This window comes from Rickettsia sibirica 246, from assembly GCF_000166935.1.
Taxonomy (GTDB): Bacteria; Pseudomonadota; Alphaproteobacteria; order Rickettsiales; family Rickettsiaceae; genus Rickettsia; species Rickettsia rickettsii.
The window spans coordinates 1,076,593-1,100,228 of sequence record NZ_AABW01000001.1 but is presented as its reverse complement, the minus strand read 5'-3'; the positions used below and the strand labels follow the sequence as shown (position 1 = coordinate 1,100,228).

Sequence of the window (23,636 nt, the reverse complement as noted above, 5' to 3'; positions counted from 1 at the left end):
AATAGGAAACGACTATACACAGATCAACTTCAAAAAGAGCAAGGAGTTCACAAGACGAGGAACAGCGTATACTTATTAATACGTGCGTACCGCAGCTCTTGTAGAACGACTTAGCCCATTTTTGAAGTTGATCGAATATATTATACCCTTTTTATATCTGCACCACAATTACTTAATTTTTTTTCTAAATCTTGGAAGCCACGATCTAAATGATATATTCGGTGTAATACGGTTTTGCTATTAGTACTAAGACCGGCGAGTATTAGCGATACTGAAGCTCTAAGATCACTTGCCATAACTTCTGCGCCTTTTAACATTTCTACACCTCGAACAACCGCCTTATTACCTCGTACTACTATATCTGCTCCCATTCTACATAATTCAGGGACATGCATGAAACGATTTTCAAAAATATTCTCGGTGATCATTGAAACACCGCTACTAAGCGTCATAAGGCTCATAAATTGTGCTTGCAAATCAGTAGCAAAGCCAGGATAGGGATTAGTTTCTAAATCAACTGAATTTAACTTCCCTTCATAAGTTACTTGAACTCCGTTATTGATCGGCACGACTTTTATACCCGTTTCGATAAGTTTTAAAGCTATATTTTCTACAATATGATAATCAATCCTACAAATTTTTACATCACCTTTAGTAATAGCTGCCGCAAACATATAAGTACCGGCTTCAATACGATCAGAAAGTACTTTATAGCTCGCTTTATTTAAAGAATCCTTGCCTTTAATTGTTATTTCGCTAGTGCCGATACCTGCAATATCGGCTCCCATTGTGATAAGACAATTACATAAATCAACTATTTCCGGCTCTCGACCACAATTAAAAAGCACAGTTTCCCCCTCTGCTAAAACAGCTGCAAGTATTGCATTAATCGTAGCACCTACGGAAACTTTATCAAAAACAAAATGAGTACCTTTTAAGCGTCCTTTACTTGAAGCGTTAATATAACCGTCTTCTATTTCAATCTCAGCTCCCATAGCTTTTAATACAGCAATATGCAAATCTACTTGCCTTGCTCCAATAGCACAACCACCCGGAAGCGATACTTTTGCTTTACCGTATTTGGTAAGCAAAGGACCAAGCACCCAAATCGATGCTCTCATTTTACGGACTATTTCATAATCTGCAGTAAAGTTATTTATATTTTTGGTATCAATTATAAGCTCAAATTCATCTTGATGTTCTATTATTTCAATATCTGCCCCGTGACTTCGGAGCAAATCTTTCATAGTACTAACATCCGTTAACTTTGGAACATTAGTAATATGCAGTTTATCGGTAAGAATAGACGCTGCCATAATAGGTAGCACGGCATTTTTAGCACCGCTAATATTAATACTACCTTTCAGAGGTGTACCACCGTGAATAATTAATTTGTGCATAAATTATTTTGATAAAATTGTAACGTCATTGCGAGGAGAAACTGATTAAATTGTCATACCGTGGTCAAGCCACGGTATGACACCGATTATACTACACATCCAAATTCACTACATTCAACGCATTTGCTTGGATAAATAACCTGCGAGGTTCAACAACGTCACCCATTAAAGTAGAGAAAATGCCTTCTGCTTCATCAATTTCTGCAACTCTTACCTGAAGCAAAGTTCTTTTTGTAGGGTCAAGAGTAGTTTCCCATAGCTGGTCAGAATTCATCTCACCAAGCCCCTTAAAACGCTGAATATTTATACCTCTTTTTCCGCATTCTATAATGGTATTTAACAACTGACTCGGTGTTAAAATATCGAATTCCTGACTTTTCACTATAAGCTTTAATTGCTTACTAAATATATCAAAAATCGTTAAAGCAAGCTTTGATATTTGTACAAACTCAAATGATTCTAACTGCTCTTTCAATAATATTTTACTTTCTTTTAAACCCCTACTAAAGCAGAAGCACTCTATTTTATTTTCATGTTTTAAAACTTCCCAATTGGTCTTATCAGGCGAATCTTCTAAGCTATTTAAAACATCTAAAGCTTTTTTAAGTCGTAAATCACTTTCAGGCTCAAATATTTTGTTATTAAGTAAGTCATTAATAGCAAGAATTTCGGTAATGGAGCGATTAAATTTTTTGCTAGCATGGTCAAGCAAGCCGTTAAACTTAACCACTTTATTAATTAGCTCTTCTAAATTATCACCCACTAACCGCTCTTTATCGTCTAGAATTAAGGTTGCATCATTAATAGTTGATTTGATCAAATAATCTTGCAGCGCTTGCTCATTCTTTAAATAAAACTCGGCTGCTCCTTTCTTTACTTTATAAAGCGGTGGCTGAGCTATATATAGATAGCCTTTATTTATTAGCTCAGGCATATGACGATAGAAAAACGTGAGTAATAAAGTTCTAATGTGCGAACCATCAACATCAGCATCGGTCATAATAATAACTTTATGGTATCTAAGCTTTTCTAAGGAAAATTCTCGTTCAACACTAATTCCAAGCGCTGTAATTAACGTACCGATTTGGTCCGAACCGAGCATTTTATCAAATCTTGCACGTTCAACGTTCAAAATTTTACCACGCAAAGGCAATATAGCCTGAATTTTGCTATCCCTACCCTGCTTTGCAGTACCGCCCGCAGAGTCCCCCTCAACAATAAACAATTCTGAAATAGCAGGATCTTTTGCATGGCAATCTGCAAGTTTACCTGGTAAATTCGAAACTTCTAAAGCTGATTTTCTTCGAGTGAGTTCCCTTGCTTTTCTAGCAGCTTCACGAGCATTCGCAGCTTCCATAATCTTAGCTATAATTGACTTAGCTTCTGCTGGATGCTCTTCAAACCACTCAAGAACCTTTGTATAAACGGCATTCTCAACAACCGGTCGTACTTCGGAGCTTACTAGCTTATCTTTTGTTTGAGAAGAAAATTTAGGATCAGGCACTTTAACGGAAAGCACACAACATAGCCCTTCCCTAGTATCTTCACCGCTAAAATAATTTTTAGCTTTTTTATTAAGACCCGTAGTATCAAGATACGAGGTAATAACACGTGTTATCGCTGATTTGAAAGCACTAAGATGAGTTCCGCCATCACGCTGCCTAATATTATTAGTAAAGCATAAAATATTTTCATGATAAGAATCGTTCCAATGCATCGCAAGCTCAAGGCTTATACCAGACTCAGCATTCTCCGTATTAACTACTATACATGGATGGATAGCGTGCTTCGCTCTGTCTATATATTTTACATAAGCTTCTATACCACCCGTATAATAAAACTCTACTTCTTTAACTTCTTCAAAGCGATTATCGACGAGTAAAATCTTTACGCCTGAATTTAAAAAAGCAAGCTCACGAAGACGATGCTCTATAGTGCCAAAATCAAATTCTATATTAGTAAACGTTTCTACAGACGGAAAAAAAGTAACTTCCGTACCTTTTTTATCAATATTTTCTTTGACAACCGCAAGCGGAGCTTCCGTTATACCATTATTAAATCTCATCAAATATTCCTTATTATTACGCCAAATACGCAGCTCAAGCCATTCAGAAAGAGCATTTACAACCGATACACCAACACCGTGTAGACCGCCTGCAACCTTATAAGCGTTCTGGTCAAACTTACCGCCGGCGTGAAGTTGCGTCATAATAACTTCAGCTGCCGATATTCCTTCTTCTCCATGAATTTCAACGGGTATACCTCGCCCGTTATCGGATACGGTTACTGAACCGTTTTTATTTAATGTTACTCGTACTAGATCGCAATAACCAGCAAGCGACTCATCGATAGCGTTGTCGACTACTTCATAAATCATATGATGTAGACCCGACCCGTCTCCAACATCCCCGATATACATTCCTGGTCTTTTTTTTACGGCTTCAAGACCTTTTAAAACCTTTATGGAATCAGCACCGTATGATGATTCGTTAAATTTTTCTTCAATTTCCGACATATTATATATATTATATATTTGGCTCTATTACTTGTTGCTAGAAACAATAAAAATGACTATAACGTAACTTATTAAAATAGTAAAGTTTCTTGATTTAAAATTAGCGAGATAACAAAATAAAGATTGATAATTTAAAAAGTTTACGTCATTACAAGAAAATTACGAAATAATTGTACGTCCACAATCTCAGAATATTTGACGGGATTACCACGCAGCCTACAGCTGCTCGCAATGACGATATCAATTGATTCTAGTCAATACCAAATTAGCGAGATAACAATGAATATATTAAAGTTAAAACATATTTTCGACGTAATTAATGATTATGACGTGTTTTTATTCGATCTTTGGGGGGTAATAATTGAAGGGGGGTGTACCTATCCGGGCGTCGTACAAAATATCAATAAGATTATTGAACGAAAAAAAGTATATTTTGTCACTAATGCTCCACGCAATATTTTTTCACTGCATCAAACAATTAAATCGTGGGGATTAAATGCAGAACCGGGAATGATCATTAGCTCAGGCGAAATAGCAGTAGAAATGATACTAGAAAGTAAAGAGCGATTCGGTATAGAAAAACCAGCAATATATCATTTAGGACATTTAGAAAATGATATAATAAACAGAATTCAATGTCCTATCACTGATGATATTAACAAAGCTAATATTTTCTTAATGACTATTTACAGAGACGAAAACGAAAATTTAGATTTAAACGAATTCAATGAATTATTTAAAATTGTTGTACAACGTAAAATGGTCAATATTTGTGCTAATCCTGACCTTGGAATAAATCAGCACGGTGTTTATAGATATTGTAGCGGCTATTATGCCGAAAAAATAAAGCAGCTTGGCGGAAAAGTAATTTATAGTGGTAAGCCATATGAAGAAATATATAGCAAAATTTTAAAAGAATGTCATAATACCCCTAAGAATCGCATGTTAATGATTGGGGACACTGTTTACACCGATATACTTGCAGCAAATCGCCTTGGTATAGACTCTGCCCTAGTGTTAACCGGAAATTCTAGAGAATATCATATTGATTTTGATAATATTGATGAAAAACTAGATAGTTTAATGAAAGCTGCTGTTAAGCAATCGATTACACCTAGTTTTGTTGTTGATTTATCTTGAATAGCTTTGCCGTCATTGAGAACGACTAAAGGTGTTGTCGCATGACTAGTTTATGTCATTCCCGTGGAAGTGGGAATGACATAGAAAGGTGGAAATAACATCAAAAGAATTCTATTGATATTTTACTCATAATCTGCTATAGAGTAAAACTTAAGCGGTCGTGGCGAAATTGGTAGACGCGCAGCATTGAGGGTGCTGTTCTGTAAAAAGATTGGAAGTTCAAGTCTTCTCGACCGCACCATTCGCCGGTTTTTCACAAAGTCAAATTTTTGTTTGTTTCGACACTGCAGATTTTATATTTACTCCTAAGTTCGTCTTGTTAGCAAATGTTTGTGCTAATTGTATACTCCTGATAAATGAAAAGGAGTTGAAATAAAAACTATTGCTTATTTGTACTCTGTGCTTTATATTGATTAGCAAATTGTACACAATTCTGTGCCAAGCCTAGCTACCCAGCTTTAAATAATTATAATAAGTATATAATAAACTATTAGGTCAATAGGCTATGCCTAATTTCAATATATTTAAAAGCATCTTACCAGATCATCACGATCAATTTGCTGAAATTTTTGATCAAATTAACGATCTGATCGAAGATCACAATTATGATGCTGCTGCAAGCAGGCTGGCCAAGCTTCATTATGCCGATTTAGCAGATTTCTTAGATAATCTTAACAATAAAACATATAAAATAATTATTCCTTTATTACAGGATGAAATTAAGCCTGAAACGTTAGTATCATTAAATGCTTATAGTAAACCTTTAATAATAGAAACTTTAGGCATAAAAAAATCTGCAGAATTAATCAATAAGCTAGTTATAGAAGATGCTATTGAAGTAGTAATCGATCTAGACGATGATATAAAAGACCTTATCCTAAGTAATCTCACTAAAGAAAAAAAACACCAAATTACCGTAGGTTGTACATATCCCGAAAATACGGTAGGTAGGGTAATTGAACGAGATTTTATTAATCTTCAAGAAGGATGGACGGTCGAGGAATCATTAAATTTTATCAAGAACGTAAAGAATGACTTTTATGCGGCAATCGTTACGGATAATAAATTACGCCCTATCGGTATTATTTCTCTTAGCATGCTAATTAAAGGCAAACAAAATGAATTGATAAAAGATTTGATGAACAAAGATTTTAAACTTGCAGATGCTTTTACCGACTTAAATGAACTAAGCTTCATTTTTAGACAATATGCTTTAACTATTGTACCGGTAGTAAATAAAAGCGGTAAGTTAGTAGGTAGCGTATCAATCGATAATATAATTTATATTATCGAAGAACAAGCCGGCAAAGATATATTATCATTAAGCGGGGTACACACTCAAGATACTTTCTTCAATGTATTTTATACCGTTAGACATCGTTTTCCTTGGCTCTTTGTTAATCTAATCACTGCATGCATGACCTCACTTATTATTAACCATTTTAACGATACTATTGCAAAACTTGTAACGCTTGCAGCCACTATGCCTATTGTAGCTTCAATGGGCGGAAATGCCGGAACACAAGCCATGACCGTTACGGTTAGAGCCCTTGCTAATAAAGATATTCATTATAATAATGTCAATAAAGTTATATTAAAAGAAATAGCCGTATCGGCTTTTAACGGTTTTGTACTTGCAATTATCGGAGCAGGACTTAGCTTTGTGATGTTGTTTGACTTAAATCTTAGCGTTATTTTTGCTATTGCAGTTATTTTAAATTTTTTAGTAGCCGGATTATTCGGCTCTGCTATTCCTATAATACTGCATTATTTTGATATAGACCCCGCTACAGGCTCCGGTGTATTTCTAACAACCATAACCGATGCTCTAGGTTTCCTAACTTTCTTAAGCCTTGCTCATATTTTTTTAGTGTAAAATTTATTCAAATAAAAATACATACACATTGCAGCAAACAGTAGCTATCGCTCCAAGACATTTACATATACCACAACTTGTATCCTGATTTTCAAAGTCGGTAGTAATATTATTCTCATAAGATATATTATTATCTCTTTGTATATTCTGATGATTATTAATATTTGACTCTTTGAACAATAAATTTGCAACAGTTAGTATTAACTCACCCTGTGATGCAGTTAGATTAGTATTATTTAAGGAGCTAGCTTGTGCGTACTCTTGTACTTCTAAACTATTACGGTTTGACATAGTTATATTTTGACTTTAGGATTCATATTTAAAATAATATAACAATAATCTTTAGGTTCTGTGAAGGAAAATTAAATTATTTATATTTTCAGATATTTTTTAGCGAACATTAATAAGATTTTTGCAGTAATAGTTGTTCCTATTTCAAAAAAAATCTTATGATTTACAGCAAAAAATAGCAAAAATAGATTAATTTAATTTTCCTTCATAGAACCTAATCTGCAGCTATTTATTACTGCAATTTTTGGCATTTCCTCAAAACGGTTGATATCGTCATGAGCTAAGCAACTGCAAAGAGCGTGGCAATGACGTAAACTTTTCAAATTATCAACTTTTTCTAGGCAATGCCTAATTTTTTAATTAATAGCCCACAAATTATAATGAAATAAGAAATAACTTTTATAGAAGATATAAGCTCTTGGAAAGAAAAGTTTGCAATTTGTGTTTATAGTAAAAAATTACTTGATAAACTCGAATATTTAAATACTAAAGTAGCAAATCCTATAGATATACTCGAAATCACAAAAGGTATCTACTATGCACGTAACACGGTTCTCAAATGCGTCAATCAGGCAATCCTTATTATTCGCACCCGATTGAGGTAAAAATTATGCTTGCTGAATTTGTAGCTGAAGAAGCACCTAAGCTTTATAACATTATTATGCTGCAAGCCGCTTTACTTCATGATACTATTGAAGACACTGAATTCACTGAAGAAGCAATTACCAAAATTTTTGGACCGGAAGTAGCAAAACACGTAGAAGGTCTAACTAGAATTAAATCTTACGGGAAGATAAGTAGCGGAGAAAGCCTAAACTTATTAATTAAAGAGAAAAGATACAATACGGCATTAATAAAATTATTTGACCGAATTCATAATGTGCAAACTTTGGGAGTTAAATCACCTGAGAAAGCTAGAAAAATTATTGAAGCGACTTTAATAAATTTTCTTTTGGTCGCTGCTAATATAAATTATAAACTAGAACAAGAATTAAGTTATGCCTAAAAGTTTTTAATATTGAACTTGAAAGACACAAAGCTTTTTCTAATAATAACTCTCTGCTTCCTCCTCTAACTTTATAAAATAATTTACTCCAAATGTATAACCAATTAGAATTGGAATAATCAAGAATAATAAGCCCCAGTGATTAAAATAATCTATCAAGTAAATTGTTCTAAAAGAAGAAACTGCAAACATTAAAGCTCGTGATAAAGCAAATATAAAACTGCCGCATGTAAAACGTTTTAATACTGGAAATCTTGCATAAAACACTGCACCTGCCGGAAAAATAGTAGGGGCAAATACTACAATAAATAATTGGAATAAAAGTAATTCTATAGTATTTGAAATATTATTTAGTAAGATAGGAGATATAAGGGCTACCATAGAAAATATTGTTAATCTTACTTTAAGGACCTTTAAAGGATGTATTTTACAAACCAAATAAGTAACAATTATTGTACTTATTAATTCTGTACCACAAACAATAAAATTTTGATGAATTACTTGAGTAGCACTGTAATTAAATGAGTTTTTAGCATATTACCGCAATAAATATAAACAATATAAAACCATAACGGGGCTCCACAATGTACCAAAAAGAAAGCTATTGCTGTTGGTTTATTAATTTTTTCACTCCAAATAGGGCTTGATTTTAGCCGATTACTATCTAGCCCTGCCTGCGCTACAGTTTTCTTTATTCGTCTTTTTGCATCAATGAAATCTGGAGTCTCCCTAAGATTTGTCCTTACAACAGCACCAACTATAGCAATAGCTGCTCCAAACCAAAATACAATACGTCAATCAAGTCCAAAAGAAGTAACAAGTGTTTCTACCGCCAATACTACACGGTTGCACCTAAAATTACAAAAACAACAAGCGAAGCCACCACCCAATAACGTTGAGGAATTTTTGTCATTTCGGTTAGATAAAGCTCGGCACCTACTACCTCCCCTATAAAGGACATCCCCTGAGCGATACGACACGCAGTTACTACAAAAGTCGCCGTAATACCAATTTCGGCATAAGTTTTTATAATTAGCCATTATAAGATAACAAAGCGACATTAAAAAAGTTGTAATAATGACCGTTGCCTTACGACCTATAGTATCTCCTATCCAACCGAATATTAAAGCACCGATAGGTCTAAATACATATGTTGCACAATATGCAATGGCAGAATATAGAGAAGCTGCTCGTGCATCGGCTTCAGGAAAAAATAGCTCGTTAAGTATTACCGCCATGTGTACATAGAGCGTGAGATCAAAATATTCAAGAAACGTACCTATCGATAGTAGTAGCCCTATTGTTTCTTTTTGATTACGGGCTAAACTTTTTTGCTCTTTTGCGTAACTTCACATACTTTTTGACAGATTAGTTAAAATTAATAAAGAACTATACTGTTTTATATAAAAATAAAAGTCAAGTTAACAAAATTAGATTTTTTATAGCATTGCTAACTCAAGACAGGTGTCGTAATGAGCTGAGCGACTGAAAGGAGCGTATCAATCTAAAAAAATAATAATAAATTCTAGTTTACAGAGTTTTTAACTAGATTGCTTAGTCAATATACTTTGTAATTGCCTTGCAATGGCGTTAATTTATTAAATAATCTATCTTTATTTATAAATGCCAATAAATTTCTAATTTAATACTTGCAATTTATCTTATAATTACTTATATTCAGATTCGCTTAGATTAAAAAGCACTAAGGCGTTTTATATGTAATTAATTTTGATCCCCTTAAACTTTTTACATTAAAACGCCGTTATTGTATTTAAGCGGGTGTAGCTCAGGGGTAGAGCGCTACCTTGCCAAGGTTGAAGTCGAGGGTTCGAATCCCTTCACCCGCTCCAGTGATTTTGTCCGTTTTATGTCATTCCCGTCTACGCAGGAATGACATAGAGCATGTTTTTCGAGCTAAGCAACAACGCCCTTTTGCAAATGACATCAGTAAGTTTATCATAAATTCAATCTTCCAAACCATATTTTTTCTTAATATCTTCTAATGAAATTACTTCTTCTCTTTTTTCTATACAAGACAAAGCAATTAATAAATCTGCTTTTTCTTCTATATAACTTTCTATTGCTTTACGTATAATATCTAGTTCATTAGAAATTCTAGTAGTTATAACTGTCATAAAAATAGCCATTTATCGGTTTTGTGATAACTTATATTAGTATAAAATACATTTAAATATATTTAATATTATTATTTTACCCTTGCATTAAAGCTATTAGGTAGCTATTTTTATTTTATTAAACTTAGTGCATAACCTATCTTATAAAGAGAAATTTTAAGGAAACACGGCACGCAGCACCGCAATGTATACCGCAAATACTTCAAAAGTTGGAAGCCAAATAAGTGGTGAGCCTGCGGAGCGTAGAAAACTACATGAGCAAAGGCAAAGCCTAAAATTTGACGCACCAAAGCTTGAAGTATCAAAGGTATACAAATTACTTTTAGAAAGAGGTTATACAGGAAGACTATTGCAACAATTAGGAAATTACATATGTCAGCAAATACGCAAGATAATCAGGCAAATAATAACGACACTATAGAAATACAGGAAACTGAGGTAGTGCCTGCAGAAACAAATTCTTTACAATCGGGGTTAACAAGCTTAATACCGATGGTTTTAATTTTTGCTGTATTTTACTTCTTATTATTACGTCCACAAGAAACACGACGCAAAGAAAGAGAGAAATTAGTAAGTGAAGTTAAAAAAGGCGAAGAAGTGCTAACAAATAGCGGCATTTATGGTATTGTGACTAAAGTAAGTGAAAATGACAATAATATTGAAATCGAAATAGCTAAAGATGTACGTATTAAAGTTTTAAAAAGTGCTATTATCGATATAACTAGTCGTACAAAAGAAGTAGCAGTAAAAAAAGAAAACAAAAAAAATAAGAAGGTAAGCGGTGCAAAAGCTTCCTAAGTGGAAAATTTTTCTTTCAATTATATGTACGGTTTTTGCGGTTATTTGTGCCTTACCTAATTTCATGCAGGTAAACTCTAAGTTTCTACCTCATGATTCAGTAAATCTAGGACTTGATCTTAGAGGAGGAGCCCATTTATTACTCGATGTTGATTTTGACACCTACTTAAATGATTCAATGGAAAATCTTGCCGACACTTTACGCAAAAATTTTCGTGAGGATAAAATCGGCTATAAAAATCTGTTAGTTAGACAAAATAGCATTCAATTAGAAGTAAGATCGCCTGAGCAATTAAAGCCGTTAAAGAAAATAATTAATAAAATCGATCCAGAAATTATCGCTGAAGTAAATGAAAATAAAATAAAGCTTAGCTACAGCGAATCTAGATTAAATGACTTACTTAATAAGGTAGTAGACCAATCTATTGAGATCGTTCGCATGAGAGTTGATAGTACCGGCACTAAAGAGCCGACCCTACAGAAACAAGGCGATAAGCATATATTACTGCAAGTTCCCGGTGAAGAAAATCCCTCTTACCTGAAGAATATATTAGGGAAAACTGCAAAGCTAACTTTTCATTTAGTTGATGAAAATGCCAATATCGAAGAAGCAGTAAAAGGACATGTTCCAGTAGGTTCAATGCTAGTTAAGGGAGATAACGCAAGTCATGGGGAGTATTATGTCGTTATAAAGAAAAAAGTTGTTTTGGGTGGGGATCAGCTTACAACCGCTTCAGCTTCTTTTGACCAAAATTCGCAAGCGATAGTTGCTTTTTCTTTCAACAATTTAGGTAGTAAAATATTTGGTGAAATAACTAAAAATAATACCGGTAAACGCCTTGCTATAGTTTTAGACAATAAATTACTAAGTGCTCCAACGATAAACGGAGCGATTATGGGCGGAAGCGGTATAATAACAGGAAATTTTACCGTTGAGTCGGCAAATGAGCTTGCACTATTATTGCGAGCCGGTTCGCTTCCTGCCCCACTTAAAATTATTGAAGAGAGAAGTATAGGTCCAAATTTGGGTGCTGATTCTATAGAGTCGGGTAAAAAGGCAGGACTTATAGGATTTATAGCAGTGTGTATATTTATGGTTTGGTCTTACGGTGTGCTTGGTTTATTTGCCAATATAGCCTTAAGCCTTGCATTGTTATATATTTTAGCTTTACTTTCACTTTTCCAAGCTACTTTAACTCTGCCGGGAATTGCAGGAATAATACTCACTATGGGTATGGCTGTTGATGCTAATGTATTGATTTACGAAAGAATTAAAGAGGAACTGCATAAAGGAGTGTCTAATCTTTATGCTATTAGAACCGGTTTTGAATCTGCGTTTGCCACTATCCTTGATGCTAACCTAACTACTTTAATCGTTGCTTTTTTACTTTATATATTTGGAGTAGGTGCAATAAAAGGTTTTGCCGTTGCATTAACGATCGGGATTATATCTTCAATGTTTTCGGCGATTATCATTACTAAATTGTTAATAGATATTTGGGTACAATATTTTAAACCTAAAAAATTAGGGCTTGTGTAAAAGAGTAGACTTTGTTGTATGGTATTTTTATGTCATTCCTGCAAAAGCGGGAATCCAGTAACCTTTAATGTCATCCCGCAACTTGATTGCGGAATCTTAGAACACGGCCTATGATATAAGATACCGTAGTCAAGCCACGGTATGACATTTTCACTTTTCTCTGGATTCCTGCTTTCGCAGGAATGACATAAGAGCCATACAGCAGGACCAGCTAGGATGACAACGCAAAAATGGATAATATCTTATGAAAATACAGTCAAATGTTATAAAAATAATTATCGTAATTAGCTTATTAATAGGAGTAGGAGCATTATATTTGTTGTTATCTTTAAGAACGCCTGAAAAGCCACTTGCCGGTCAAGTTAATATCTATGAAGATAACGTAAAAATCGGCGGTGACTTTGAACTAATAGACCAAAATGGAGAGATATTTAATAGTGATAAGTTGAAAGGCAACTTAAGCCTCATTTACTTTGGATTTACTAGTTGTCCTGATATATGCCCAACCTCTCTAAATAAAATGACGGAGATTGTAGAAATTTTAAATAAACATAAAATAGATATTCTACCTGTTTTTATCACTATTGACCCAAAACGTGATACTCCTATAGCACTTAAAGAATATCTAAAACATTTTCATCCGAAATTTATAGGTCTTACCGGTAACGAGCAGCAAATAAAAGATGTAACTGATAAATTCAAGGTTTTCTATGCTCGTGTGCATGGTGATGATGACGACCCGAACTATATGCTTGATCATTCATCTTTTACATATTTAATCGATGCAAACGGAAAATATCTGAAACATTTCTATTTAGATTCTTCACCTAAGGAAATGATGGAATTTTTAAGAAATGAATAATTATATATCGGTAGCGTATTTATTTACCTTTTTAACCTTAGCAACATTGTTAATTGTAAGTTTTTTAAATTACAAGTCATTGAAAAATACACAGAACTTTAATGCAAAAGAGAGTAAGAAATAGATTAATAACAATAATTATTTGTTTTTGCTCAGCATGTTTAGGAATTAGTATAATACTTTACAATTTAGAGAAAAATATAGTATTTTTTTTGCCGCCGTCAAAAATTAATGAAATAGAACAAGGCAAAGAGTTAAGAGTCGGTGGGCTTGTTAAAACAGACTCAATAAATAAAATTGCTGATGATAAGATAAGTTTTGTTATTACCGATAATATTAAGGATTTCGAGATATTATATCAAGGAGCCCTTCCGGCTCTATTTCGTAAAGGACAAGGAATTATTGCCATCGGGCAATTATCGAACGGGAAATTTATAGCAAGACAATTACTTGCAAAGCATGATGAGAATTACAGGCCTCCGCAATAACAACGTCATTGCGAAGAGCGAAGCGACGTGGCAATCTAGTAAAATAGGCCTGAGATTGCTTCGTCGAATTACGTTGTAATTCTCCTCGCAATGACAAAAAATAACTAAACCAAATAAATAAAAACATGTTTATAGATAAAATCAAAGCAAAAGCAAATAATTACGAAATAAACGTAATTATCGAAATTCCGATGAATAGCGGTCCAATCAAATACGAATTTGACAAAGAATCAGGAGCAATTTTTGTTGATCGCTTTATGCAAACTACCATGAGCTATCCATGCAATTACGGTTTTATTCCTCATACTCTTTCAAATGACGGTGACCCGGTAGACGTACTTGTCGTAGCTCATCATCCGGTAGTGCCTGGGTCGGTTATAAAATGCCGAGCAGTCGGTGTATTGATGATGGAAGACGAATCAGGGCTTGATGAGAAAATAATCGCAGTACCGACTTCTAAGCTCGATATTACTTTCGATCATATTAAAGAGCTAGATGATTTATGTGACATGCTCAAGCAACGTATCGTGCATTTCTTTGAGCATTATAAAGATTTAGAAAAAGGTAAATGGGTTAAAGTTACTGGATGGGAAAATAAATCAAAAGCAGACGCTTTAATCAATGAAGGAATAGATAGGGTCAGCTAGGGATAAGAATTCATGACGTTGCTTGCATGGTGCTTGATGTCATTCCCGCGGAGGCGGGAATCCAGAAAAAGTAGCCTTAAATCCCGATCTCAACAATTACACATTAATTAACAAAATAAACCTATAAAAACAAGTTTTTATTTTTTATATGTTTTACTGGATTCCCCCGCGGGAATGACATCAGAAAAATAAGATAAAAAACAAACAGTGACCGACTTCTTGCATAACGTAGCTAATAAAGAGGAATTTGAAGGAAACAGGGAACACAGCACCGCAGCGTACACTTTAGTACGTGAGAATGCGAGTACCGGATTGACGCACAAATTACCTTTAGAAGCAAGTTATGCAAGAAGTCGATTATTTCGTTCAGGAGTCGTAGTAGCTTTTTTCACATTAATTTCTCGCATATTTGGCTTAGTGCGTGAACAGTTTATCGCATCATTATTCGGCTCTACGCCTATGGGTGATAGCATTAATGTTGCTTTTAAACTACCGAATCTATTTAGAAGAATTTTTGCAGAAGGAGCATTATCAAGCGTATTCATTCCTATTTATAATGAAAAAATGCTTATTTCTAAGAAAGCCGCTAATAATTTTTCAGGTGAGATTTTTACCCTTTTACTTCTGACATTAATAGTAATAATAGCATTAATGCAAATCTTCATGCCACAATTAATGCTGTTTATTGTTCCTGGATTTCACGGTAAAAAAGAAAAGTTTGAGCTTACGGTATTTTTATGCCGAATTACAATACCTTATTTAATATTTGTTTCATTAACGGCTCTACTTGGCGGAATATTAAACTCTATAAAAAAATTCGCTGCATTTGCTTTTTCACCGGTTATTTTAAGTATATGCGTAATAATTTTTACTTTAACATTTGATCATTATATAGAATCTACTATCTCAATTAGCTTATCTTTAATAATGGCCGGAATATTACAAGTTTCGTTTATGTTTGTCTGTGTGAAAAGAGCGGATTTAAACTTTCCGATAATTTTTAACCCAAGCGATCCCGATGTAAAAAAGCTTTTGATTAATATGGGACCGGCAACCATTAGCTCCGGCATACAGCAATTAAACCTTTTCATATCCCAATCTATTGCTAGCTTTATTGAAGGTGCTATTTCTATATTATCTTATGCCGACCGGATATATCAATTTCCTCTATCAATAATAGGTACTAGCTTCTCTACTATATTGCTACCTGAGCTGTCAAAAATCTATAAATCAAATGATATAGTAGCGGCAAAAAAAATACAGAATAATGCTATTAGAATGGGATTATTATTATCGTTGCCTGCTACATTCGGTATTATAATTCTATCTCATCCGATTATTAATATAATTTATGAAAGAGGAGTATTCACGAGCCAAGATACTACAAATACAGCTGAGGCTATTTCTGCGTTTGCACTTGGGCTCCCTGCTTTTATTTTGGCAAAAATTTTAACTCCTATTTTTTATGCTAACGGAGATACTAAAACACCGCTCAAAATAACCTTATTTTCAATAATAATTAATACCGGCATGAACCTATTATTAATGGATTCTTTGAAACATATCGGTATTGCAGTCGGTACATCTATTGCAGCTTGGTATAATCTAGGTTTATTATATAGCTATACTACAAAACAAAATAAGCTTCATATAGAAGCCGGTATAAAACTTTTCTGCGGTAAAATTTTGTTATGCTGTATATTAATGTCTATTATAATTGCTTTAATAAAGCATTATTATTTAGAATATTTTTATTCGGAATATTTACTGATTAAAGTCTGTATGCTAGGTAGTACAATTGCAGTTGGAATGGGAGCATTTTTCGGCACGGCATATTTATTAAAAACGGTTAATTATGATAATAACAACAAATAAGCACCAATCAAATTATCAGGATTGGCTAAAAGCCTTAGCTATTATAGCCATGATCATTGATCATGTAGGTTTATATCTATATCCTGAATTAACGATTATGCGGATCATAGGTCGTACAGCTATGCCAGTATTTTGCTTTTTTGCCGGTTATAATTTTCATGATAAACCAAAAACCCATATAATAATATTCGGTGTTTTATTACAAATATATACCACTGTACTATTTAAACAGTTTCTTACTACAAATATTCTAATCTCTATCTATTTAGGGCAATGGTATATTTATTATTTTCGTAATTCTTTAACTCGCTTTTTCTATAGCGGTTATTGTCATACAATTATAATGGTACTATTGTGGTATATTAGCTGGCCTTTGATTGATTACGGGACTTTTGTAATTGCTACAATGATACTTGGATTTATTTCAAAACATGAGCAGGCAAACTTAAAACTTTGCTGTTTTATAGCAATTTTTGCTTCTTTCGTGCATTCAACTCTTTTTACTCTTGCGATTTCCTTTAATGAGTTTAATTTTTCAAATACTGACTTAATTTTAAACCTCACTTTCTTAACAATTACCTATATATTAATGATCCTAAGCGATTATTCACAAAAAATAGCTATAAATCTAAAATGGATAAGTCGCAATGTTTTATATATTTACTGCATACACATTATGATCTTACAATTCATATTCATCTATAAATACACATATGGTTTTAAAAATTGGTAAATAAACATTAATAATGAGTGACAGCGTAATTTAGTTAATATTAATATATTTAAATAAATTGATAATTAAATATATGAATATAATAGATCGTTTAATTTTGGATAATGAACAATATAAAGAGCAATTTAAAAAAAACAAACTATTTAAAATTAAGTTAGATAGTACGCTACGAAAAAATAAATTTCTTAAACATTTTCGGATTTGGTCATACGAATTTCAAAAAATGGTATTAGCAAGAGTAGTGTTTTCTGAAACAAAAGAATTTCAACAACTTGCATGGGAGCATCTTACCGATGAATTTGGACATAATATAGAATTATTCCAAAATCTAGAAAATAATGAAGAAACTACAGATTCTATTTTTGAGGCCTTAGGTTCTTGGTTTACGCTAAAAATGATGACTCTTGGAGATAGTGAAAGAGCCGTCCTTGTCCATTTAGTAATAGAGTCTTGTGCTACTATATTTTATGCAAAACTAGGATCAATATTTTTTAATCATAAAGCAGCAAAACATTTCAAAACACATATGTATCTTGATCCTGAACATGAACAAATGGGAATAGATTTATTAAAACAAATAAACATTAATGATTCTTCTTTACTCACTATTCAAAAAAAAGGCTGGGATATGATTGACGCTCTGTTTACTAGACTTGCTGAAATCACACAGGATTAGCTTTAACTTATAGTATTCTAGATTTTATAAAAAAGCTTGCTTGCACGGTACGGTTTTTCATCATTGCGAGCGACTGAAAGGAGCACGGCAATCTCAGGATTTTGGCACGAGATTGCTTTATCGAATTACTGCGTAATTCTTCTCACAATGACGGAAAAATCGATCCACGCAACAACGCCAATGTCAAGCGGAAATAGCATATTCAAACTAAACCAACTCGCTTACTTGAGATTTGGCAAAGAGCTTGATCTGAAAGTTAACAAAATTTACATTACCTTTTGAGCCTATTGCCGCAAATTTATGCGCTTTAAGAAGTAGGTCATAATCGTCTGCTAAATCGGCGAAGAAAAATGCGATTTCGCCGCTTTGTTTTACTCCTAAAATCTCACCGCTACCTCGAAGTTTTAAATCCTGCTCAGCTATATAAAATCCATCATTAGTTTGTTTCATTATCTCAAACCTACCTCGTGCAACTTTTCTAAGCCTTTTAGGATTGTATAACAATATACAATATGACTGCAAACTACCCCGCCCTACTCTACCTCTAAGCTGATGAAGTTGAGCGAGACCAAATTGCTCAGCATTTTCAATAATTATCAAAGTGGCTTCAGGTATATCTATTCCGACTTCAATAACGGTTGTTGCAACTAATATCTTAATTTCACCTTCCTTAAATTGCTTCATTATTTGGTCTTTCTGCTCGTTCTTCATCTTACCGTGAATAATACCGGTATAACCTTGATAGATATTGTCGATAGAGTTAAAACGATTCATCACATCCATCAATAAACTATCCTCTTCGGACGTTTCTTTCTCTCCCTGCTCTATCAATGGACAAATCCAATATACCCGCTCACCTGCAATAAGCTTCTTATTTATCGCTACTATAATATGCTCTATCTTATTAACGGACATGGTATTTGTAGCGATAGGTAAACGACTTTTCGGCTTACCCATTAGCTTTGAGATAGTCATATCACCAAACATAGTAAGTGCAAGACTTCGAGGAATCGGCGTTGCAGTCATAACTAACACATCGGGATTTACTCCTTTATTTATTAAATTCAAACGCTGTTGTACCCCAAATCTATGCTGCTCATCAATAACTATATAACCTAATTTCTTAAAACTTACTTTTTCTTGAAATAAAGCATGAGTGCCGACTAATATATCAATCTCATCGTTGTCAAGTTGTATCATAATATTTTTACGAGCTGTCCCCAGTATCTTACCTGTAAGTAATCCAACTCTTATATTAGTATTTTTTAAAGCTTTAACAAAAAACTCATAATGCTGATTAGCAAGCAAATCAGTTGGAGCCATAAGCGTTGCTTGAAATCCAGTGGCTACCACATTTACCATCGTCAGCAGAGCTACCAAAGTTTTACCGGAGCCAACATCGCCTTGCAACAATCTCATCATTTCTATTTTATCGCTTTGATCACACTCTATTTCTTCTATGACTTGCTTTTGATAAGAGGTTAACTCAAATCCTAGCTCATTTAATATATTTGCTTGAATAGATACAGCTTTAGGGTAAATATTACCTTGTCTTCTACTTATTTGCGTACGTACATTTAAAAGAGATATTTGATTAGCGATAAGCTCCTTAGCTGCTAGTTGTTTTTTGGCGTTAGTATATAAATCGTCATTGCGAAGCCCCTTTAGGGGCTGCGGCAATCTAGAATTTATTAATTTTACATTACTGGATTGCTTCGTCGGCATGCATACCTCCTCGCAATGATGGAAAACATGCAACATTTGCAAATTCTGCAATATAATATCTAAATAATCTTTTACTTCTTTATCTTCTATACTCTTACACTTCTCTTCAAATATCTCTATTGCTTTTATGATATATGAATATAACTGCTTGTTACTAAGTAAATATGTCAGGGAATAAATCGGCTCTATTTCTTTTGCGAGTTTAGGATTTACAATAAATTCAGGATGCGCAATTTGTAAGTAATGATCAAAAAATTGTACCTTTCCGCTGATAATATGAGAAGTACCAACTTGCAGCTTATTAAAAATAAACGGTGGGGGTTTATGAAAAAACACTAATAACAAAGAACCAGTATCATTGCTAGCTGTAATTTTTAAAGGCTGACTACTTTTCTTTGGTAAATTAATGCTCTCAACTACAATTTCTGTTTGGATTATGTCACCGTCTCTAACTTCAGTTAAATTAGGCGATAATATTTTATTTTGATATGAAACAGGTAGATAAAATAATAAATCACGAATATTGTTAATACCAAGCCTTTTAAGAGCAGATACGGTATCTTCACGTATATTGATGAACGTTTTTACAGAAGAGAATAAGAATTTTTCTAAAATAGTTAGCATATATAGTCATAATTATCTTATTATACAAATATATATACTTATAATAAAAGAAGAAGAATAAAATATACAAATTATGATTAATATGTCATTCTTGCAAAAGCGGGAATCCAGTAATTAAACGGTGCATACACAGTAAGTTTTGAAAATTAAAAGCTTGATGTATCGCGCTTTTTTCTGGATTGCTGCTTTCGCAGGAATGACATATTAATCATGCAACAAAGCCTTCTCTTATAAATCTAATTTTAACCCTGCTCTAACTATAGCTGAGGATTTTAAAGGCATACCTTACCTAAACCGATAAATTCAACTTTGACTAAGTTATTAGCTTTAACTCCGACACCGTAAGACTTAAATTTTTGATTTTTGCCGTAATTAATATTAACTTGCATATATTTGTTATCAACAACACAATGGTTAACTAAACCACACTCTAAACCGTATGGAGCAAGTATCGCTCTAGTAGCCGGTAAATATTTAACCGGTTCTAATTCAATCATCGGAATATTATTTAAGTTAATAAATGAATATCCTGAATAGAATAAAAACGGATCAAATAAATCTAAATAAGCATATGAAAAAATTTTATTTTTAGTAATATAATTTTTACCGTATATGGAGTTAATCGCTTTTACATATGTATTTATATCATCACCGCTTTTATCTTTGCCATCAAACTTAGCACTAAAAATATAACTTGCTTGCTCTAGTCTTGTCCATAAATAACCTATACCGTAAGTAGGATTAATTTTGTTACTTGCCATGTATCTATCTTTAATATTTTCAGATAACAAATAACTTGCTTGCATGCCCCCTGTATCTATAGCAATGTGCTTATGAACTTGCAAAGAATTAAAATCTTTAGTTTTAAAATATGTTGTACCCTCAAAAGGATCTACTTCATATTTTGTTACTTTTAAATCAACTTCTTTGCTCTTGCTCCATAACTTCCTATTTCATGATTACCTACCATAATCCAAGATGTAGCAGTAAATCTTGTAATATAACTTAAGATCTTCATAGCTATATTATCTGAATCGGCAAACATAGCATCATCTAATTGACGGTAACCTTCAATTAATGACATAGCAACATTGCTACTCGCTCTTGAGGACATATCTTTATCATACGTCACTACATAACTATAATTTTTTTTAGAATTTTCTTGAATTGTTATATTGTCATCAATATTTGATACAGTTACTAATACTGTTGATGAATACAAAAAACAAGCAGCAATGGTTAAATTTAATTTCTTGTAAAGTATTTTTTTAATATACCAAACTTGTGTATGTCCTTGACTTCTTTTGAAAATCTTCTTAATGTCTTAAATAATAGATATTAAATAATTTAAAATTTATGAATAAAAAATCTATCCTTCGGCTGAAGCTGCTCTTGAAGGACTTCTTTATGACGGCATGACTATAATGTCGGGCGGATTCGGTCTATGCGGTATTCCTGAAAATTTAATAAATGCACTTCTTAAAAGCAATGTTCAAAATTTAACAGTTATAAGCAATAATTGCGGTGTTGACAACTTCGGACTTGGGCTTCTTCTTCAAACTAAACAAATAAAAAAAATGATTTCTTCGTATGTCGGAGAAAATAAGATTTTTGAGCAACAATATCTTGATAAGGTTTTAGAGCTTGAGCTAAACCCACAAGGAATTTTAGCTGAACGAATTAGGGCTGCTGGTATGGAAATTCCGGCTTTTTATACTAAAACAGGTATAGGTACAATTGTAGAGGAAGGTAAAAAAACAAAGGAGTTTAACGGCAAAAAATATATAATGGAAACTGCCCTTCAAGCTGACCTTGCTATTATTAAAGGCTTTAAAGCTGATGCGGCAACGTGATTTATAATAAAACTGCACGAAATTTTAATGCAGTCATGGCAGGTGCCGCTAAAGTTACAGTTTGTGAAGTAGAGGAAATAGTTAAGGTGGGAGAGCTTGACCCTAACAATATTCACACACCTAATATTTTCATACAGCGATTAATAGTAGGTGAAAAATATGAGAAACGTATTGAGCAATTAACTGTCAGGGAAAAATAAGATATGCCTTGGAGCAAAGAAAAAATTTATCAAATAACCGCAGAGGAACTTAAAGACGGATTATATGTCAATCTTGGTATAGGTATGCCTACGCATGTAGCAAATTATATACCTCAAGGAGTGAATGTAATATTTCAAAGTGAGAACGGTATGCTTGGTATGGGACCATTTCCTTACGCAGGAGAGGAAGATCCTGATTTAATTAACGCCGGTAAGCAAACTATTACTGCTATTCCTGAAAGCAGCTATTTCGACAGTAGCTTTTCATTTGGGATGATTAAGAGGTTCGCATGTCGATTTAACTATTTTAGGTGCTATGCAAGTCTCACAAACAGGCGATCTTGCCAACTGGACTATTCCGGGTAAAATGGTTAAAGGTATGGGAGGAGGAGCTATGGATTTGGTCGCTAACACCAAAAGAGTAGTTATTATAATGGAACATAACGCAAAAGATGGCGGTGCTAAATTATTAAAAGAATGCAACTTTCCGTTAACAGGTAAAAAAGTAGTTAACAGAGTAATTACCGATCTTGGAATTTTTGATATTGATAAAGACGATGTTACTATTGAAGAAATAAAGTCTAAAACTGAAGCCGAGTTTATAGTTAATTTATAATATGGAGAATAACATAGTTAAAGTAGCTATCGTAATATTATAGTAGATACGGTCATACTGCAAAGTAGCTGAAAAACTAAATAAGAGCATAAAGGAAGCAGGAGCAAATGTTTCTTATACAAATAAATAAAGATAAACCTAATAATCTCGATTGAGATTTATTAGACAATGCAGATGCTATCATTTTTGGAGTCCCAACCTATATGGGTAGTTTAGCCAGATCGTTTAAAACATTTATGGAAGCTACCTCAACTAGATGGGCACAACAAAAATGGAAAGATAAAATAGCTGCAGCTTTTACTAATTCTGCTTTTTATTCAGGTAATAAGTTTGCAGTATTCAGCAGCTATTTCACTTCGCTATGCAGCATTGTATGATTTGGGTCGGGCAAGCTGAAACTGCTCCGAATTTCTCTGATCATGAGATGCCTGATCCCAATAAAATTCACCGCTTAGGTAGCTGGTCAGGACGTATGACTCAATCTAACCACAAATCTTCTCCTGATATTACTCCTACTCAAGGCGATTTAAAAACTGCTAATTTCTTTGGTAAAAGAATAGTTGAAATAACTAAGAAGTTTAAAGGGTAGATTTATATGGTGTTTTATGTCATTCCCGCAAAGCGGGAATGACATTT

23 protein-coding genes, 2 tRNA genes and 3 pseudogenes are annotated in these 23,636 nt (G+C 33.4%); 18 read left to right on the top strand and 10 right to left on the bottom strand.

What is annotated here, in order from left to right; translation table 11 throughout:
• Positions 1-140: 140 nt before the first annotated feature.
• Together murA and gyrB are read right to left on the bottom strand one after the other, a co-directional pair.
• Positions 141-1,400, bottom strand: coding sequence for a UDP-N-acetylglucosamine 1-carboxyvinyltransferase (gene murA / locus RSIB_RS00685; protein ID WP_004998044.1), 1,260 nt, complete (start codon positions 1,398-1,400; stop codon positions 141-143).
• 91 nt (positions 1,401-1,491) lie between these two features.
• Positions 1,492-3,915, bottom strand: coding sequence for a DNA topoisomerase (ATP-hydrolyzing) subunit B (gene gyrB, locus RSIB_RS00690; protein ID WP_004998043.1), 2,424 nt, complete (start codon positions 3,913-3,915; stop codon positions 1,492-1,494).
• 279 nt (positions 3,916-4,194) lie between these two features.
• On the opposite strand from gyrB, the gene RSIB_RS00695 reads away from it, so the two are divergent.
• The 3 genes from RSIB_RS00695 (at position 4,195) to mgtE (ending at position 6,931) form a co-directional block, all read left to right on the top strand.
• A complete protein-coding gene (locus RSIB_RS00695; protein ID WP_014419878.1) occupies positions 4,195-5,055 on the top strand; it encodes a TIGR01459 family HAD-type hydrolase in 861 nt (286 codons plus the stop codon).
• A gap of 154 nt (positions 5,056-5,209) precedes the next feature.
• Positions 5,210-5,296: transfer RNA gene (locus tag RSIB_RS06560), tRNA-Leu, on the top strand.
• Positions 5,297-5,560: 264 nt separating this feature from the next.
• Entirely contained in the window at positions 5,561-6,931 is a 1,371-nt protein-coding gene (mgtE, locus tag RSIB_RS00700) for a magnesium transporter (protein ID WP_004998039.1), read from the top strand.
• Positions 6,932-6,934: 3 nt separating this feature from the next.
• On the opposite strand, the gene RSIB_RS00705 is transcribed toward mgtE, so the two are convergent.
• Positions 6,935-7,222 (bottom strand): hypothetical protein, encoded by a 288-nt coding sequence (locus tag RSIB_RS00705; RefSeq protein WP_004998034.1) that lies wholly within the window; start codon positions 7,220-7,222, stop codon positions 6,935-6,937.
• Positions 7,223-7,781: 559 nt separating this feature from the next.
• On the opposite strand from RSIB_RS00705, the gene RSIB_RS07085 reads away from it, so the two are divergent.
• Positions 7,782-8,228 (top strand): HD domain-containing protein, encoded by a 447-nt coding sequence (locus RSIB_RS07085; protein ID WP_004998033.1) that lies wholly within the window; start codon positions 7,782-7,784, stop codon positions 8,226-8,228.
• Between the two features lie 39 nt (positions 8,229-8,267).
• On the opposite strand, the gene RSIB_RS09975 is transcribed toward RSIB_RS07085, so the two are convergent.
• The 3 genes and pseudogenes from RSIB_RS09975 to RSIB_RS09965 all read right to left on the bottom strand — a co-directional run.
• Positions 8,268-8,609 (bottom strand): hypothetical protein, encoded by a 342-nt coding sequence (locus tag RSIB_RS09975; protein ID WP_004998031.1) that lies wholly within the window; start codon positions 8,607-8,609, stop codon positions 8,268-8,270.
• A 457-nt stretch (positions 8,610-9,066) separates the two neighbouring features.
• The gene (locus RSIB_RS09970) at positions 9,067-9,189 is read right to left on the bottom strand and encodes a hypothetical protein (RefSeq protein ID WP_014364865.1); all 123 of its coding nucleotides are present in this window, start codon (positions 9,187-9,189) and stop codon (positions 9,067-9,069) included.
• A gap of 121 nt (positions 9,190-9,310) precedes the next feature.
• Positions 9,311-9,466: pseudogene (locus RSIB_RS09965) on the bottom strand (MFS transporter); the annotation flags it as partial.
• A gap of 537 nt (positions 9,467-10,003) precedes the next feature.
• Between RSIB_RS09965 and RSIB_RS06540 the strand changes: the two are divergent.
• Positions 10,004-10,078 (top strand) — tRNA-Gly (locus tag RSIB_RS06540).
• A gap of 114 nt (positions 10,079-10,192) precedes the next feature.
• On the opposite strand, the gene RSIB_RS00715 is transcribed toward RSIB_RS06540, so the two are convergent.
• Entirely contained in the window at positions 10,193-10,375 is a 183-nt protein-coding gene (locus RSIB_RS00715; RefSeq protein WP_004998028.1) for a hypothetical protein, read from the bottom strand.
• A 172-nt stretch (positions 10,376-10,547) separates the two neighbouring features.
• On the opposite strand from RSIB_RS00715, the gene RSIB_RS10530 reads away from it, so the two are divergent.
• From RSIB_RS10530 to RSIB_RS00755, 9 genes are all read left to right on the top strand, one after another.
• On the top strand, positions 10,548-10,784 hold the full coding sequence (locus tag RSIB_RS10530) for a hypothetical protein (protein ID WP_081440495.1): 237 nt from the start codon (positions 10,548-10,550) through the stop codon (positions 10,782-10,784).
• Complete coding sequence (gene yajC, locus RSIB_RS00720) at positions 10,736-11,161, top strand: preprotein translocase subunit YajC (RefSeq protein WP_004998024.1); 426 nt, start codon at positions 10,736-10,738, stop codon at positions 11,159-11,161. Before RSIB_RS10530 ends, yajC begins: the two co-directional genes overlap by 49 nt.
• Positions 11,145-12,701, top strand: coding sequence for a protein translocase subunit SecD (gene secD / locus RSIB_RS00725; RefSeq protein ID WP_004998021.1), 1,557 nt, complete (start codon positions 11,145-11,147; stop codon positions 12,699-12,701). The genes yajC and secD overlap by 17 nt, the downstream gene beginning before the upstream one ends.
• Positions 12,702-12,945: 244 nt before the next feature.
• Positions 12,946-13,563, top strand: a complete 618-nt coding sequence (locus RSIB_RS00730) for an SCO family protein (protein WP_004998018.1) — start codon at positions 12,946-12,948, stop codon at positions 13,561-13,563.
• Positions 13,564-13,664: 101 nt separating this feature from the next.
• On the top strand, positions 13,665-14,051 hold the full coding sequence (gene ccmE / locus RSIB_RS00735) for a cytochrome c maturation protein CcmE (protein WP_004998015.1): 387 nt from the start codon (positions 13,665-13,667) through the stop codon (positions 14,049-14,051).
• A 125-nt stretch (positions 14,052-14,176) separates the two neighbouring features.
• Complete coding sequence (ppa, locus tag RSIB_RS00740; protein WP_004998013.1) at positions 14,177-14,698, top strand: inorganic diphosphatase; 522 nt, start codon at positions 14,177-14,179, stop codon at positions 14,696-14,698.
• Between the two features lie 312 nt (positions 14,699-15,010).
• Positions 15,011-16,573, top strand: a complete 1,563-nt coding sequence (murJ, locus tag RSIB_RS00745; protein WP_410524342.1) for a murein biosynthesis integral membrane protein MurJ — start codon at positions 15,011-15,013, stop codon at positions 16,571-16,573.
• Positions 16,554-17,306, top strand: coding sequence for a TraX family protein (locus tag RSIB_RS00750; protein ID WP_004998008.1), 753 nt, complete (start codon positions 16,554-16,556; stop codon positions 17,304-17,306). Before murJ ends, RSIB_RS00750 begins: the two co-directional genes overlap by 20 nt.
• A 73-nt stretch (positions 17,307-17,379) precedes the next feature.
• Positions 17,380-17,982, top strand: a complete 603-nt coding sequence (locus RSIB_RS00755; protein WP_004998004.1) for a hypothetical protein — start codon at positions 17,380-17,382, stop codon at positions 17,980-17,982.
• Between the two features lie 207 nt (positions 17,983-18,189).
• Here RSIB_RS00755 and RSIB_RS00760 read toward each other — a convergent pair whose 3' ends face one another.
• The 3 genes from RSIB_RS00760 to RSIB_RS09450 form a co-directional block, all read right to left on the bottom strand.
• Positions 18,190-20,331, bottom strand: coding sequence for an ATP-dependent DNA helicase RecG (locus RSIB_RS00760; RefSeq protein ID WP_004998001.1), 2,142 nt, complete (start codon positions 20,329-20,331; stop codon positions 18,190-18,192).
• 272 nt (positions 20,332-20,603) lie between these two features.
• A complete protein-coding gene (locus RSIB_RS09455) occupies positions 20,604-21,176 on the bottom strand; it encodes a hypothetical protein (RefSeq protein WP_004997998.1) in 573 nt (190 codons plus the stop codon).
• A 68-nt stretch (positions 21,177-21,244) separates the two neighbouring features.
• A complete protein-coding gene (locus tag RSIB_RS09450) occupies positions 21,245-21,553 on the bottom strand; it encodes a hypothetical protein (RefSeq protein ID WP_004997994.1) in 309 nt (102 codons plus the stop codon).
• Positions 21,554-21,746: 193 nt separating this feature from the next.
• Between RSIB_RS09450 and RSIB_RS07075 the strand changes: the two are divergent.
• From RSIB_RS07075 to RSIB_RS09955, 4 genes and pseudogenes are all read left to right on the top strand, one after another.
• Positions 21,747-22,384, top strand: a pseudogene (locus RSIB_RS07075) (CoA transferase subunit A).
• A gap of 3 nt (positions 22,385-22,387) precedes the next feature.
• Positions 22,388-23,000 (top strand): annotated as a pseudogene (locus RSIB_RS07070) (3-oxoacid CoA-transferase subunit B).
• Positions 23,001-23,203: 203 nt separating this feature from the next.
• Positions 23,204-23,377 (top strand): flavodoxin, encoded by a 174-nt coding sequence (locus RSIB_RS09960; RefSeq protein WP_004997979.1) that lies wholly within the window; start codon positions 23,204-23,206, stop codon positions 23,375-23,377.
• The gene (locus RSIB_RS09955; RefSeq protein WP_004997978.1) at positions 23,374-23,589 is read left to right on the top strand and encodes a hypothetical protein; all 216 of its coding nucleotides are present in this window, start codon (positions 23,374-23,376) and stop codon (positions 23,587-23,589) included. Before RSIB_RS09960 ends, RSIB_RS09955 begins: the two co-directional genes overlap by 4 nt.
• Positions 23,590-23,636: the final 47 nt, after the last annotated feature.